Here is a 14,796-nt window from a genome sequence, read left to right as displayed (position 1 = left end):
GGGTCAGGACGCGCCGATCCGCGCGAACTGGCCGCGTTCCCGGTAGCTCACGAGGTAGGTCGGCAGGATCACGTCGACGGCGGTCGGCTCGATGCCGAGCCCTTCCAGCGTGCGCCCCTCGGCCTGCGCCTCCGCCGAGACGACGTTGTCGTGCTCCAGCTGCCGGACCTGGTCGTAGGTGATCGGGGCCATCGGGAAGGCGCCGAGGACGCGCCCGAGCATCTTCGAGACGCCGAACGAAAGCGGCACCAGCATGCGCCGCCGGCCCGTCTGCGCGAGCACGCGCTCGTAGACTTCGCGCAGCGTCATCACCTCCGGCCCGCCGAGTTCGTAGACCGTGCCGCGGCGCGATGCGCCGTCGACGGCGCGTGCGACGGCCTCTCCGACGTCACCGCCGAAAACCGGCTGGAACCGCGTCCCGCCACCCCCGATCAGCGGCAATCCCGGCGAAATCCGCGCCATCCCGGCGAATCTGCGGAAGAAATGGTCACCCGGCCCGAAGATGATCGAGGGCCGCATCACGACCGCCTCAGGCACGGTTTCCAGCATGCCGCGCTCGCCGAGCCCCTTGGAGCGGGCGTAGGGAATGTCGGATTCCGGGTCGGCGCCGATCGCGGAGACGTGTGTCACGTTGGCGATGCCGGCCGAGCGCGCCGCCTCGGCGATGGCGCGGGGGCCGAAGGTCTGGACGGCGTCGAAGCGCTGGCGGCCGGATTCCGCCAGGATGCCGACGAGGTTGACGACGGCGTCGGCGCCCTCCACCGCCCGGTCGACCGACCAGCGATACCGCAGGTTCGCCTGGACTGCCTTGATCTGGCCGACGGTCCCGAGCGGCTGGAGATGGCCGGCGAGATCGGGCCTTCGCACGGCCACAAGCACGCGATAGCCGCGCTGCGCCAGCGCCCGCACCACAAAGCGTCCGAGGAAGCCGGAGCCGCCGAAGACGGTGACGAGCTTCCTGGACGAATCCGGTACGGTCATGGTGCCACTCCTCGTGCGCGCGAGCGCGGTCGGGCGGTCCTTATCGTGCAGGCGATGGAGTGTATAGCCCCGGCCGGATCAGGTTGGAGGCGCCATCCTTCGGCGTATCGCATCCCCATCGGCGGCGCCGGCGTGCGAATCAGGAGGAGGCCGCCTCAGCGGGTGGCGGCGGCGGATCGCCGCGGTCGCGGTACGACGGCAGGTCGGGGGCCCCGTCCGGGACCGGGTTCCTTTCCATCTCCACGATGAGCTGCTTCATTTCGCTGATCTCGCGCACCTGGGCCTCGATGATGCGGTCGGCGAGGAGGCGCACGCGCGGGTCCCTGATATGCGCACGCTCGCTGGTCATGATCGCTATCGAATGGTGCGGGATCATCGCCTTCATGTAAGACACGTCGCCCACGGTCTGCTGGCTCCGGACCAGCCAGAGCGCGCCCGCGAAGACGAGAACGCTTGCCGCGATGACAGCAATATTGGCGCGCCGGTTCTCGTACATGGACCACATGAAGGAAAGCATGACGATCGCCATTGCGGCACCCATCACCAGCGCCATCCAGGTCCGCGTCTGGCTGTAGTCGACGTGCTCAAGCGCATAGGTGTTCAGGTACATCAATCCGAACATCACGATGGTGGACGTCGCGATCATCGCGGCGAAACGTGCGTAGCTCATGATCTTCTCCGTGCCGCTCGTTTCCGGTTCATCCCCCGGAGAAAATGATCGGCCGACGGATTCGTTTCACGGCTACCGATGTGCCGGCCGGGCTTGGCTTCCTCTTCGGCGTGGCCGGGCGGACGGCCGGGCCTCCGCTCGCACCTCACAGCACTTCGCGAAGCGCCTCGTAGATCATGAGGCCGGTCGACACCGCCAGGTTCAGCGAATCCGCCTTCCCGCGCATCGGGATCCGCACGAGCGCGGTGCATGCTTCGGCGAGCGCGGGCGACAGGCCCTGCTGCTCGTTCCCCATCACGATCGTCATGGGCTGCCGGTAGTCGGCCAGCCGATAGTCGACGCTCGCCGACAGATGGGTGCCGACGAGGCGCAGGCGGTCGCGGCCGGCCGCGGCGAGGAAGGCGGTCTCCTCGAGGCGCACGACCGGAACGTGGAAGATCGATCCCATCGTGGCGCGAACCGTCTCGAGCGCGAACGGGTCGCAGCACTGGCCGACGAGCGCCACCCCTGCGACGCCGGTCGCGTCCGCGGTCCGCAGGATCGTGCCGAGATTGCCGGGATCCCGGACGCGGTCGAGCGCGACCCACAGGCCGCTCCGGCCGATCGTGGCCGGCGCGGCGAAGCGCTGCCCGACCACCCCGATCACCGTCTGCGGATTGTCGCGTCGGGCGATCTTCTCGAGCACTGCCGCGCTGACCTCCAGCACGGTGCCGCCGGACGCCTTCACCTCGGCGGCCATGCGGCCCACGGTGGGGTCGCTCGTCTGGTCCGGGCCGAGCACGAGCGTCGCGACCGGCCAGCCGCCGTCGAGCGCGTCGCGGACGAGCTTCCGCCCCTCGGCTAGGAAAAGCCCGGTCTCGTCGCGGTGCTTCTTCATGTGCAGCGCGCGGATGTCCTTGACGAGCGGGTTGGCGAGGCTCGTCACCTTGCGGTAGGCGCCCGGGGCCGGCACGGCGCTCATCGCGGCGTCCACCGTGCGAAGAGCGAGGTCGAGAGGAGCCGCCCGCCGGCCTCGCGCAGAACCAGTTCGCCCGACTCCACGCGCCCGCCGAACACCTCCCGCACCAGCATGTCGAGCGAGAGGAAGGATGCCCGGATGGCGTAGGCGGTGAGGATCAGGAAGCCGTTGTCCGGGTCGATGATCTCGCGGCAGGCGCGCAGCAGCTGCGGCAGGTCGCGGAAGATGTCCCAGATCTCGCCGTTGGGTCCGCGGCCGTATTTCGGCGGGTCGAGCAGGATGCCGTCATAGCGGTTGCCGCGGCGGGCCTCGCGGGCCGCGAATTTCGGCGCGTCCTCCACGAGCCACCTGATCGGGCGGTCCTCCAGCCCGGAGAGGGCCTGGTTCTCGCGCGCCCAGGCGGTCGCCTTCTTCGACGCATCGACATGGGTGACGCGCGCGCCCGCCTCTGCGGCAACGAGGGAGGCGAGGCCCGTATAGCCGAACAGATTCAGGAGCTTCGGCTCGCGCCGCGCGGCGAGCCGCTCGCGCATGTCGCGCCAGTGCGCCTCCTGCTCGGGGAAGACCCCGACATGGCGGAACGAGGTCAGGCGGCAGCGGAACGCGATGCGGCCGTGGCGGCTGACCCAGCTCTCGGGGCGGCCGGGCTTGCGCCGCCAGCGCCCGGCGCCTTCCTCGTCGGTGTCGCCGGTGAAGACCGCGTCGGCGGCCTCCCAGTCGCGCTCAGGCAAGCGGGGCGTCCAGATCGCCTGCTCCTCCGGCCGCACGAGGACCATGTCGCCGAAGCGCTCGAGCTTGCGGCCGTGACCGGAATCGAGCAGCCGGTATTCTTCATAGCCGTCCGTGGCGAGAAGGAGCGGGCCGGGCAGGCCGTCGCTCATGCCGCCTGGTCGAGATCGAGCCGGTCCAGCAGGCCGGCATCGCCCGTTGCCAGGAAGAACGGGTTCTCGAAATCGCGCATCCCCTCGACCTTCAGCTTGCCGTAGGCGAGCGGCCGACCGTCGAGCGTGACGACCCGACCGCCGGCCGCACGCAGCACCGCGTCGCCCGCCGCCGTGTCCCATTCCATCGTGGGCCCGAAGCGCGGGTAGAAGTCGGCCTCGCTCTCCGCCACCATGCAGAACTTCAGGGACGACCCGATCGAGCGGCGCTCGCCCGCACCGACTTTGTCGAGCATGATCTCGGTCTCGGGCGTGGAGTGCGAGCGACTCGCCACCGCGACCGGGGCGCCGGAAACGCTGCGGGCGCGGAGCGGCGTCGGCGCGTCCATCGCCGTGCAGTCCGGATCGACGCCTGCGGTCCAGGCCTCGCCGCCGGCGCCGGCATAGATGCGGCCGAGCGCCGGGGCGAGCACAACCCCGGCGACGGGACGGCCGTCCTCGATGAGCCCGATGTTCACCGTAAACTCGCCGTTCCGCTTGATGAACTCCTTCGTCCCGTCGAGCGGGTCGACCAGGAAGAAGCGGCTGCCGATCTCCGGCACGCGCCCCTCCGATACGGCCTCCTCGGCGACGACGGGAATGTCCGGGAAGGCTGCTCGCAGCAGCGGTTCGATCACGCTCTCGGCGCGGCGGTCCGCTTCGGAGACGGGCGAGTTGTCGCCTTTCAGTTCGACGTCGAAATCGGTGGCGTAGACGGCGAGAACCTCCCGGCCGCCCGCGAGGGCGGCCTCGACGAGCGTCGGCAGGAGCTTTTCGGGGGCGAGGCTTGCGGCGGAATGATCCATCATGAGGAACCTTTATCCCCTCCCGCCGTCGACGCCAACCGGAGCGGGCGGGCCAGGGCATAAATCGCGGCAGCCCCATTGTCGGCCGGCAACGGGCGGTGCAACATCAAGTCGAGGAGGACCCGCATGGAGCTCAAGGGCGAATATCGGATCGCGGCGCCGCGCGAAGACGTGTGGGTGATGCTCAACGATCCGGACGTGCTGCGCGACTGCATTCCCGGATGCGAGAGCCTGGAAGCCTCGGGCGACGGGTTCGCCGCACGCGTCACGACCAAGATCGGCCCGGTCAAGGCGACTTTCACCGGGACGGTCACGCTCACCAACATGAACCCGCCGGTCGGCTACACGATCGTCGGCGAGGGCAAGGGCGGCGTGGCCGGCTTCGCCAGAGGCAGCGCCGACGTCCATCTCGCCGAGGACGGCATCGTCACGGTGCTCACCTATTCCGCCGACGCCAAGGTGGGCGGCAAGCTCGCCCAGCTCGGCTCACGGCTGATCGATTCGACCGCCAAGAAGCTCGCCGACGAGTTCTTCGCCTGCTTTGCCGCCCGCGCTGTGGGCGAGCCGGCGCGGGCCGAGCCGGTCGACGTGCCCGCACCGGCGGCACCGGCTTCCGAAGCGGGCCTGCCGGCCGCCACGGCGATCGAGCCGAGCGCCGGCGCCCGATCCACGGCGACAGCGCCGGCCGGCGCGCCGCCGCCTGCCGCGCCCGTGACGGCGGTTCCCGCGGGCACGGCCGCGGCCGGGGGATCCGCTACGCCTGCGGCGGCTGCCGCCGCCGCGGTGACATCCGTTCCACCCGCCGTCGCGCTCGCCGGCGAGGAGGCCTCGGCCCATGCGGGCAGGCTCGACCGGGAAGCGAGCGCCGGCGGGCCGGAAACGCCGGCGGCGTTTCCGGGCGAGACGATCCCTCCGGCAGCAACGGGCGTTCCGGAGGTAGGAGTGGCGAGCGAGGCGGCGCCGGCGCCAATCCTGGAGGAGGCCAAGCCGGCAACCGCCGTACCTCATCGCCACGGTGCGGCCGAAGCCGTCGCCCACGCGGCCCACGACGTCGAAGAGGAAATCGAGCTGAAGGCGGCGACCGGGTTCCTTGGCGGACCTGTCGTGTGGGGCCTGCTCGTGCTCGCCGCGCTGATCGTCTTCTATTTCATTTTCCAATGATCGCATCCCGCGCAGGCGGGTCGGGGCAAGGGAGGCTCGGATGTCCAGAGTGGAGTTGACCGTCAACGGGCGGTCGGTCGCGCGGGAGGTCGAAGACCGCACGCTGCTCGTGCATTTCCTGCGCGAGGAGCTGGGCCTGACCGGGACGCATGTCGGCTGCGACACCTCACAATGCGGCGCCTGCGTGGTCCATGTCGACGGGCGGGCCGTGAAGTCCTGCACCATGCTCGCGGTGCAGGCGAGCGGCAGCACGGTCACGACCATCGAGGGCCTGGCGCGCGGCGAGGAGCTCCATCCCGTCCAGGCCGCATTCCGGGAGCATCACGGGCTGCAGTGCGGCTTCTGCACCCCCGGCATGATCATGGCTGCGATCGACATGATCGAACGCCACGACGGCCAGCTCGACGAGAAGACGGTGCGCCACGAGCTGGAGGGCAACATCTGTCGCTGCACGGGCTACCACAACATCGTCAAAGCCATCCTCGCCGCATCCGATACCATGCGCGGAGGGATGCGCGCGGCTGCGGAATAGCGCCGACGGAGCGGGCGTTCGCCGGGCGGCACATCCTGCCGCGGAGCCCGCAGAAGACGATGCCGCAGGCCGCACACGGCCGCGGCGCTTCGGGAGAACCTGGGGAGGAAAGAATGGGCGTTGAGGGAATTGGCGCTCGCGCGCTCCGGAAGGAAGACCGCCGCTTCATCACCGGCAAGGGCAGGTACACCGACGACATGGTCGTGCCGGGCATGGCCCATGCCGCGTTCGTGCGCTCGCCGCATGCCCATGCCCGCATCGCCCGCCTGGACGCGAGCCCGGCCGAGGCCATGCCCGGCGTGATCGCCGTCCTGACGGGGAAGGAGATCGCCGCCGACGGCATCGGCAACCTCATCTGCGGCTGGATGGTCCACTCCAAGGACAAGACGCCCATGAACATGGGCCAGTATCCGGCGATGGCGAAGGACACGGTGCGCTACGTGGGCCAGCCGCTGGCGGTGGTGGTCGCCGAGACGCGGGCGCAGGCGCGCGACGCAGCCGAGGCGGTGGAAATCGACTGGGAGGAGCTGCCCGCGATCATCGACCCGATGGACGCGATCGCCGAGGGCGCGCACCAGCTGCACGAGAACGCGAAGCGGAACCTGGTCTACGACTGGGAGATCGGCGACGCCGCCGCCGTCGATGCGGCCTTCCAGCGTGCGTCCCACGTCACGCGCATCGACCTCGTCAACAACCGGCTCGTGCCGAACGCGATGGAGCCGCGCGCCGCGCTCGGCCATTACGATGCCGGCGACGACCATTACACGGTGTGGACGACGAGCCAGAACCCCCATGTCGCGCGGCTCGTCATGTCGGCCTTCTACAATGTCGCGCCCGAGCACAAGCTGCGGGTGATCGCGCCGGACGTCGGCGGCGGATTCGGCTCCAAGATCTTCATCTATCCCGAGGAGATCGTCTGCCTGTGGGCGTCGAAGCGCACGGGCGTGCCGGTCAAGTGGACGAGCGACCGCAGCGAGGCATTCCAGACCGACGCCCACGGCCGGGACCACATCACCCATGCCGAGCTGGCCTTCGACGACGACAACCGGATGATCGGGCTGAAGGTCGACACGATCGCCAATTTCGGCGCCTACATGTCCCTCTTCTCGTCGTCGGTTCCGACCTACCTCTATGCGACGCTGCTCTCCGGGCAGTACGTGATCCCGGCGATCCACTGCAACGTCCGCGCGGTCTACACCAACACCACGCCGGTCGACGCCTATCGCGGCGCCGGCCGTCCGGAGGCGACCTACGTCCTCGAACGCCTCGTGGAGACGGCTGCGCGCGAGCTCGGGCTTGCGCCGGCGGAGCTGCGGCGGCGGAACTTCGTCAGGGAGTTCCCCTACCAGACGCCAGTCATCATGACCTACGACGCCGGCGACTACGAGGCCTCGCTCGACGCGGCGATGCAGGCCGCCGACTACGCCGGGTTCCCGGCCCGGAAGGCGGAGGCGGCCCGCCGCGGCAAGCTGCGCGGGATCGGCATGTCCTGCTACATCGAGGCCTGCGGCATCGCGCCGAGCGCGGCGGTCGGCTCCCTCGGCGCCGGCGTCGGGCTCTGGGAATCGGCCGAGGTGCGGGTGAACCCCGTCGGCACGATCGAGGTCCTGACCGGCTCGCACAGCCACGGCCAGAGCCACGAGACGACCTTCGCGCAAGTGGTGGCGGAGCGCTTCGGCGTGCCGATCGAGAACGTCGCCATCATCCACGGCGACACCGACAAGGTGCAGTTCGGCATGGGCACCTACGGCTCACGCTCCGGCGCGGTCGGCATGTCGGCAATCGTCAAGGCGCTCGACAAGGTCGAGGCCAAGGCGAAGCGCATCGCCGCGCACCTGCTGGAGGCCGCCGAGGGCGACATCGAGATCCGGAACGGGGAAGTTCTCGTCGCCGGCACGGACAGGAAGCTCGGCTGGCACGAGGTCTGCCTCGCCGCCTATACCGGCCACAATCTGCCGCCCGGCCTGGAGCCGGGCCTGAAGGAGGGGGCGTTCTACGACCCGACCAACTTCACCTTCCCGGCCGGCTGCTACATCTGCGAGGTCGAGATCGACCCGGAGAGCGGCAAGACGGACATCGTGCAGTTCGTGGCCGCCGACGATTTCGGCCGCGTCATCAACCCGATGGTCGTGGAGGGGCAGGTCCATGGCGGGCTCGCCCAGGGCATCGGGCAGGCGCTGCTCGAAGGCTGCGTCTACGACCGCGAGACGGGGCAGCTCATCACCGCGAGCTACAACGACTACGCCATGCCGCGGGCGGGCGACCTGCCGTCCTTCCACGTCTCGACAACGGAGACGATCTGTCCGGGCAATCCGCTCGGCATGAAGGGCTGCGGCGAAGCGGGCGCGATCGGCTCCCCGCCGGCCGTCATCAACGCGATCACGGACGCGATCGGCAACAACGAGATCGACATGCCTGCGACCCCGGAGAAGGTCTGGCGCGCCATCCGCGCCTCGGGAATGCAACAGGCGGCCGAATAGGGGAGGCGAGGATGTACCAGACGCAATACCACAGGCCGACGAGCCTCGAGGAGGCGGCCCGCATCTTCTCCGAAGCAGGCGACGCCGCGTACCTGTCAGGCGGGCACACGCTGCTGCCCGCCATGAAGCTGCGCCTGTCCGCGCCGGGCAATCTGATCGACCTCCGCCATGTCGGCGAGCTCAAGGGCATTTCGGTCGGCGCCGACGAGGTGACGATCGGCGCCGGGATGACGCACGCGGAGGTGGCGGCGTCGGCGGACGTGAAGGGCGCCATCCCGGCGCTCGCCGAACTCGCCGGCTCGATCGGCGACGCCCATGTCCGCCATCTCGGCACGATCGGCGGGTCGGTCGCCAACAACGACCCGGCCGCGGACTATCCGAGCGCGGTACTCGCGCTTGCCGGCACGGTTCACACGAACCGCCGCTCGGTCGCGGCCGACGAGTATTTCACCGGCCTCTACGAGACCGTGCTCCAGGAGGGCGAGATCGTCACGAAGGTGAGCTTCCGGATCCCGGAGACCGCGGCCTATGCCAAGTTCCGCAACCCGGCCTCGCGCTACCCGATGGCGGGCGTGTTCGTCGCACGCCACCGCGACGGCAGCATCCGCGTCGCCGTGACGGGGGCGGGGAATTCGGGCGTGTTCCGAATTCCGGCCATGGAGCAGGCGCTCGCATCGAACTTTTCCGCCGACGCCATCAAGGACATCCGGGTCGACCCGGCCGGCATGATGGGCGACATTCACGGCTCGTCCGAATACCGGGCGCATCTGGTCAACGTGATGGCGCGCCGGGCGGTGGAGAATCCCGGCAAGGCTCTGGCCTTCGTCTGAGCGAGCGGTCGGCCGGAACCCGGGCCGGGAAGGCGGGAGGAAGACGGGCATGAGACGGGCGATCCTGGCCGGACTCATCGGCTTCCTTCTTACGGCGGCGGCCTCCGCGCAGCCCGCCTCCGATCTCGTTGCGCCCGAGCCGGCGACCCGGCCGGCCGCGGAGAATGCCGGCAGGCAGCCCGTCACCGCAGAGAAATGGCTGGTCGCCGCCGCCAACCCGCTCGCGGCCGAGGCCGGGGCGGCGATCTTGCGCAAGGGCGGCAGCGCAGCGGATGCGGCGGTCGCGGTGCAACTCGTGCTCGGTCTCGTCGAGCCGCAATCCTCCGGCCTCGGCGGCGGCGCGTTCGTCCTCCACTGGGATGCGGAGGCAAAGCGGCTCGTCACTCTGGACGGGCGCGAGACGGCGCCGCGCGCCGCCACCCCGATCCTCTTCCAGGACGAGAAGGGCGAGCCGCTGAAGTTCTACGACGCCGTCGTGGGCGGCCGCTCGGTCGGCGTGCCGGGGACGCCGCGGCTCCTCGAGGCGCTTCACGCGCGCTTCGGCACGCTGCCCTGGGCCGACCTCTTCGGCACGGCGATCGAGCTGGCGGAAGAGGGCTTCCAGCTCTCGCCCCGGCTGCTCGCCCTGGTGGCGGAGGACAGCGCGCGGCTCGCCCGCTACCCGGCGACGCGCGACTACTTCCTCTCCGGGTTCATGCGGGCGCTCGCCGAGGGCGGCCGCATCAGGAACCCGGCCTATGCCGAGACGCTGAAGGCACTCCGCGACCGCGGCGCCGACGCCTTCTATTCCGGTGCGATCGCCGCCGATATCGTGGCGGCCGTCCGCGAGGCCGAGGGCAATCCCGGTGCGATGGTCCTCCAGGATCTCGCCGCCTATACGGTGAAGGAGCGCGAGCCGGCCTGCGCGCCCTACCGGCTCTATCTCGTCTGCGGCATGGGTCCGCCGAGTTCGGGCGGGGTGGCCGTCGGCCAGATCCTGGGGCTCCTGGCGGAAACGGAGATCGCGAGCTTCGGGCCGGACGACGTCCGCTCCTGGCAACTCTTCGGCGACGCCACGCGCCTCGCCTTCGCCGACCGCGAGCGCTATCTCGCCGACAGCGACTTCGTGCCGGTCCCGGTCCGCGGGCTGCTCGATCCCGCCTATTTGTCCGCCCGCGCGGCCGCCCTCGAGCCGGGCCGGCGTCTCGAGGAGGCGGAGGCGGGCGAGCCGGCGTGGGATCACGCGCTGAACTGGGCCGAGGAGCCTGCGCTGGAGCTGCCCTCGACCAGCCACTTCGTGATCGTGGACGGGGAGGGCGACGTGCTCTCCATGACGACGACGATCGAGAACCAGTTCGGCTCGCGTCTCATGGTGCGCGGCTTCCTGCTCAACAACGAGCTGACCGACTTCTCCTTCCGTTCGCACAGGGGCGGCGTGCCGGTCGCCAACCGGGTGGAGCCGGGCAAGCGTCCGCGCTCCTCGATGGCGCCGACGATCGTGCTGAAGGACGGAGAGCCGGTGCTCGCGCTCGGCTCTCCCGGCGGCAGCCAGATCATCCCCTATGTCGCGCAGGCGCTCGTGGCGATGCTCGACTGGGGGCTCGACGCACAGGCGGCAATCGACCTGCCGCATCTCACCAACCGCTTCGGCACCTTCGACGTGGAGGCCGGCACTTCGGCCGAACGCTTCGTGCCGATGCTGAAGGCGATGGGGTACGAGGTGAAGACTGGCGAGCTCAATTCGGGGCTGCATGCCGTCGCGATCCGGCCAGGCCGGCTGGAGGGCGGGGCGGATGCGCGCCGCGAAGGGATCGCCATCGGCGAATGAGCCGGCACGTCACGCGCGATTCACCGGAAAGTGCCTTGCCGAGGGCCGGTTCGGGGCTCAGTTGCGGCGGAAGGAGTCCCGCCATGCTGCTGCGCCTGACCGCCTTCTGCCTGTCCGCCCTGATGATGCTCGGAGCCGCGCGCGCCGACCAGCCCGATCCCCGGAACTGGGCGGACGTGATGGCCGCTGCACGCGGCCAGACCGTGTATTTCCACGCCTGGGGCGGCGAGCCGCGCATCAACGACTACATCGCCTGGGCCGGCCGCGAGGTGGAGCGGAGGTTCGACGTGAGGCTCGTCCACGTCAAGGTCGCCGAGACAGGCGCGGTGGTGGCGAAGGTGCTGACGGAGAAGGCGGCGGGCCGCGTCACCGGCGGCTCCGTTGATCTCGTCTGGATCAACGGCGAGAACTTCGCCGCCATGAAGGAGAATGCCCTGCTGCTGTCGCGGCCGTGGTCGGAGGCGCTGCCGAACCACCGCTTCGTCGATGTCGAGGGAAAGCCGACGGTGGCGAGCGACTTCGGCATCCCCGTCGACGGACTGGAGGCCCCCTGGGGCATGGCGAAGCTCGTCTTCTTCCACGACGGGGCGGCGCTTGCCGAGCCGCCGCGCTCCACCCCCGCGCTAGGAGAATGGATCGCGGCCAATCCCGGCCGCTTCACCTATCCGCAGCCGCCCGACTTCATGGGAACCACCTTGCTGAAGCAGATCCTGGTCGATCTCGCGACCGATCCCGCGCAGCTCCAGCGCCCGGTTTCGGCGGCCGACCCGGACGAGGTCACGAAGCCGCTCTGGGCCTTTCTCGATCGCGTCACCCCGCATCTCTGGCGGCAGGGACGGGCCTATCCGAGGGACTATGGCGGCATGCGCCGGCTTTTCGGCGACGGCGAGATCGGCCTGAGCTTTGCCTTCAACCCTGCCGATGCTTCGAACGCTATCGCAAACGGGGAACTGCCGGACACCGTCCGCAGCTTCGTCTTCGAGGGAGGCACGATCGGCAACACGCATTTCCTCGCGATTCCCTTCAACGCCAACGCCAAGGCGGGGGCGATGGTGGTCGCCGACTTCCTGCTCTCGCCGGAGGCCCAGGCGCGCAAGGAGGATGCCGCCGTCTGGGGGGATCCGACGGTGCTTGCCGTGGAGAAGCTGCCGGAGGCGGAGCGGGCGAGCTTTGCCGGCATCGAGCGCGGTCCCGCGACCTTGGCGCCGGAGGAGCTCGGACCGGTCCTGCCCGAGCCGCATCCCTCCTGGGTCGCCTGGATCGAGGCGGAATGGGCGCGCCGCTATGGCGCCGGCCAGTAACGGCCGGCCTTGCTGAGGCTCGTCCCGCCGGCGATCCTGCTGATCCTGATCGGCCCGATTGCGGCGGGGCTTCTCGGGGTCCTCCTGCCGGCCGCGGGCTATCTCCCCGCGCTCGGCGGCGACGCGCTCTCGCCGGACCCGGTTCGGAAGCTGGTCGCGATGCCCGGGCTCGGCACCTCCGTCCTCCTGAGCTTCGGGACCGGGCTGGCCGCAACTGCGATCTCGGTCCTCGCCGTCCTTCTCTTCGTCGGAGGCTGGCTCGGCACACGAACCTTCCGCCTGCTGCAGCGCCTCGTATCGCCTCTCCTCAGCGTGCCGCACGCGGCGGCCGCCTTCGGCCTCGCTTTGCTGATCGCGCCGTCCGGCCTGCCGGCGCGCATTCTGTCGCCCTGGCTCACCGGCTGGACCAGCCCGCCCGATCTGCTGATCGTGAACGATCAGACGGGGATCGCGATGACGGCCGGTCTCGTCATCAAGGAGATTCCGTTCCTGCTCCTCATGACGCTCGCCGCGCTTCCCCAGACGCGGGCTCGCGAGCGGCTCGAGCTGATGACGAGCCTCGGCTACGGCCGGCTCGCCGGCTTCGCGGTCGGCGTCCTGCCAGTACTGTACGGCCAGCTCCGCCTGCCGGTCTTCGCCGTGCTCGCCTATGCCACGTCGACCGTCGACGTCGCGCTCGTGCTCGGGCCGACGACGCCGCCGCCGCTCGCCGTGCGGCTGCTCGACTGGCACGCCGACCCGGACCTCGGGATGCGCTTCGTGCTCGCGGCCGGCGCGATCCTCCAGCTCGCCGTGACGGCCGCCGCGATCGTGGCCTGGGTCGCTCTCGAGCAGGTGTGCCGCGGCCTCCTCGCGGCGATCGCGGCGGCCGGTCGCCGGGGCGCGAGAGGGCGGATTGCGCGAGCGGCGGGGCTCCTCCTCGTTTCCGTGTCGGCCGCTTCGGTCCTTCTCGGCATGGCGGGCCTTGCGCTCTGGTCGGTTGCCGGCCCCTGGCGCTTCCCCGACGCCCTGCCGCAGCACTTCACGCTGGACGTCTGGATGCGCGCGGCGAGCGGGTTCCGAGAGGCCGTCGGCGACGCGCTGCTGATCGGGGGCGCCGCAAGCGCGCTCGCGCTCGCGCTCGTGCTCGCGGCCCTCGAGAACGAGAGCAGGACCGGGGTCCGCCCCGGGTTGAAAGCGCTTGCCGCGCTCTATCTGCCGCTGGTCGTTCCGCAGGCGGCGTTCCTCTTCGGCCTCGACCTGCTGGCGACGGGGACGGGTTCGGACGGCATGCTCGTGGCCGTCGTCATGATCCACACGTTGTTCGTGCTCCCCTACGTCTTCCTTTCGCTCGCCGATGCGTGGCGGAGCTTCGACCCGCGCTATGCGGCGGTTGCGCGCAGCCTCGGCCGCGGGCCCGATTTCGTTTTCTGGCGCGTCCGTCTGCCCGTTCTCCTGCGACCCGTCCTGACGGCACTCGCGGTCGGTTTCGCGGTCTCCGTCGGGCTCTACCTTCCGACACTCATCGTCGGCGCCGGCCGCTGGCCGACGATCACGACCGAGGCCGTGGCGCTCGCCTCCAGCGGCGACCGCCGCGTGATCGGGGCGACGGCGCTCGTCCAGGCGCTGCTCCCGTTTCTCGGCTTCCTGCTCGCCGCGGCACTCCCCGCCTTGCTCTTCCGTGACAGGCGGGCCCTGAGGGTCGGCTCGTGAGCAAGCAAGGTTTCCGGCTGTCGCATGTGCGCATCGGGCTTCGGGGGCGCCTTCTCGTGGCGGTCGACGCGTCCGTTCTGCCCGGTGAAGTCCTGACCGTCATGGGGCCCTCGGGGTCGGGCAAGTCGACGCTCCTCGCCTATGTCGCCGGCTTCCTCGATCCCGCCTTCTCGGCGGAAGGGCAGGTGATCCTCGACGGCCGCGACATCACGCGGGTGCCGCCGGAGCGGCGTGGCGTCGGGCTCCTGTTCCAGGACAGCCTACTCCTCCCGCATCTTTCGGTGGCCGGAAACCTCCTGCTCGGCATCCCCGCCTCGGTCCGCGGCCGGGCTGCGCGCCGCCGGATCGCGGAGGAGGCGCTCGCCGGGATCGGGCTCGACGGCTATTCAGGCGCCGACCCGGCCACGCTCTCCGGCGGCCAGAAGGCGCGCGTCGCACTGTTGCGCACGCTGCTGGCGGAGCCGCGCGCGCTCGCGCTCGACGAGCCTTTCTCGAGCCTCGACGCGGCGCTCCGCGCGCAGATGCGCGATCTCGTCTTCGGCGAGGCGCGGCGGCGCGGCCTGCCCGTGCTCCTCGTCACCCACGACGCGGATGACGCGGCCGCAGCGGGCGGGCCGGTGATCGATCTGGCGGAGCACGGGGGCGCAACCCTATAAGG

General features: G+C 70.5%; 13 protein-coding genes. 8 read left to right on the top strand and 5 right to left on the bottom strand.

Going from position 1 to position 14,796, the window contains the following annotated elements:
* Positions 1–3: 3 nt before the first annotated feature.
* From ACUN0C_RS06875 to cysQ, 5 genes are all read right to left on the bottom strand, one after another.
* The gene (locus ACUN0C_RS06875) at positions 4–981 is read right to left on the bottom strand and encodes a complex I NDUFA9 subunit family protein (protein WP_445465594.1); all 978 of its coding nucleotides are present in this window, start codon (positions 979–981) and stop codon (positions 4–6) included.
* 139 nt (positions 982–1,120) lie between these two features.
* A complete protein-coding gene (locus ACUN0C_RS06870; protein WP_445465593.1) occupies positions 1,121–1,651 on the bottom strand; it encodes a DUF305 domain-containing protein in 531 nt (176 codons plus the stop codon).
* 145 nt (positions 1,652–1,796) lie between these two features.
* Positions 1,797–2,612 (bottom strand): TrmH family RNA methyltransferase, encoded by an 816-nt coding sequence (locus ACUN0C_RS06865; protein ID WP_445465592.1) that lies wholly within the window; start codon positions 2,610–2,612, stop codon positions 1,797–1,799.
* A complete protein-coding gene (locus tag ACUN0C_RS06860) occupies positions 2,609–3,490 on the bottom strand; it encodes a class I SAM-dependent methyltransferase (protein WP_445465591.1) in 882 nt (293 codons plus the stop codon). Before ACUN0C_RS06860 ends, ACUN0C_RS06865 begins: the two co-directional genes overlap by 4 nt.
* The gene (gene cysQ, locus ACUN0C_RS06855) at positions 3,487–4,338 is read right to left on the bottom strand and encodes a 3'(2'),5'-bisphosphate nucleotidase CysQ (protein ID WP_445465590.1); all 852 of its coding nucleotides are present in this window, start codon (positions 4,336–4,338) and stop codon (positions 3,487–3,489) included. The genes ACUN0C_RS06860 and cysQ overlap by 4 nt, the downstream gene beginning before the upstream one ends.
* A 123-nt stretch (positions 4,339–4,461) precedes the next feature.
* Here cysQ and ACUN0C_RS06850 point away from each other — a divergent pair, with 123 nt between their 5' ends.
* The 8 genes from ACUN0C_RS06850 to ACUN0C_RS06815 all read left to right on the top strand — a co-directional run bounded on the left by ACUN0C_RS06850 (position 4,462) and on the right by ACUN0C_RS06815 (position 14,794).
* Complete coding sequence (locus tag ACUN0C_RS06850; RefSeq protein WP_445465589.1) at positions 4,462–5,496, top strand: SRPBCC family protein; 1,035 nt, start codon at positions 4,462–4,464, stop codon at positions 5,494–5,496.
* Positions 5,497–5,536: 40 nt separating this feature from the next.
* Positions 5,537–6,028 carry a (2Fe-2S)-binding protein gene (locus tag ACUN0C_RS06845; RefSeq protein WP_445465588.1) on the top strand — a complete coding sequence of 164 codons (492 nt, stop codon included), beginning with the start codon at positions 5,537–5,539 and terminating at the stop codon, positions 6,026–6,028.
* Between the two features lie 113 nt (positions 6,029–6,141).
* Entirely contained in the window at positions 6,142–8,508 is a 2,367-nt protein-coding gene (locus ACUN0C_RS06840; RefSeq protein WP_445465587.1) for a xanthine dehydrogenase family protein molybdopterin-binding subunit, read from the top strand.
* Positions 8,509–8,519: 11 nt separating this feature from the next.
* Positions 8,520–9,338: an FAD binding domain-containing protein gene (locus ACUN0C_RS06835; RefSeq protein ID WP_445465586.1), complete on the top strand. Its 819-nt coding sequence runs from the start codon at positions 8,520–8,522 to the stop codon at positions 9,336–9,338.
* Between the two features lie 49 nt (positions 9,339–9,387).
* The gene (ggt, locus tag ACUN0C_RS06830; RefSeq protein ID WP_445465585.1) at positions 9,388–11,145 is read left to right on the top strand and encodes a gamma-glutamyltransferase; all 1,758 of its coding nucleotides are present in this window, start codon (positions 9,388–9,390) and stop codon (positions 11,143–11,145) included.
* A gap of 83 nt (positions 11,146–11,228) precedes the next feature.
* Positions 11,229–12,446, top strand: a complete 1,218-nt coding sequence (locus ACUN0C_RS06825) for an ABC transporter substrate-binding protein (protein ID WP_445465584.1) — start codon at positions 11,229–11,231, stop codon at positions 12,444–12,446.
* Between the two features lie 9 nt (positions 12,447–12,455).
* Complete coding sequence (locus tag ACUN0C_RS06820) at positions 12,456–14,138, top strand: ABC transporter permease (RefSeq protein ID WP_445465583.1); 1,683 nt, start codon at positions 12,456–12,458, stop codon at positions 14,136–14,138.
* Positions 14,135–14,794 (top strand): ATP-binding cassette domain-containing protein, encoded by a 660-nt coding sequence (locus tag ACUN0C_RS06815; RefSeq protein ID WP_445465582.1) that lies wholly within the window; start codon positions 14,135–14,137, stop codon positions 14,792–14,794. The genes ACUN0C_RS06820 and ACUN0C_RS06815 overlap by 4 nt, the downstream gene beginning before the upstream one ends.
* The last annotated feature ends 2 nt before the right edge of the window (positions 14,795–14,796 follow it).

The organism is Faunimonas sp. B44, assembly GCF_052655945.1.
This window is presented reverse-complemented; position numbering and strand designations above follow the sequence as displayed.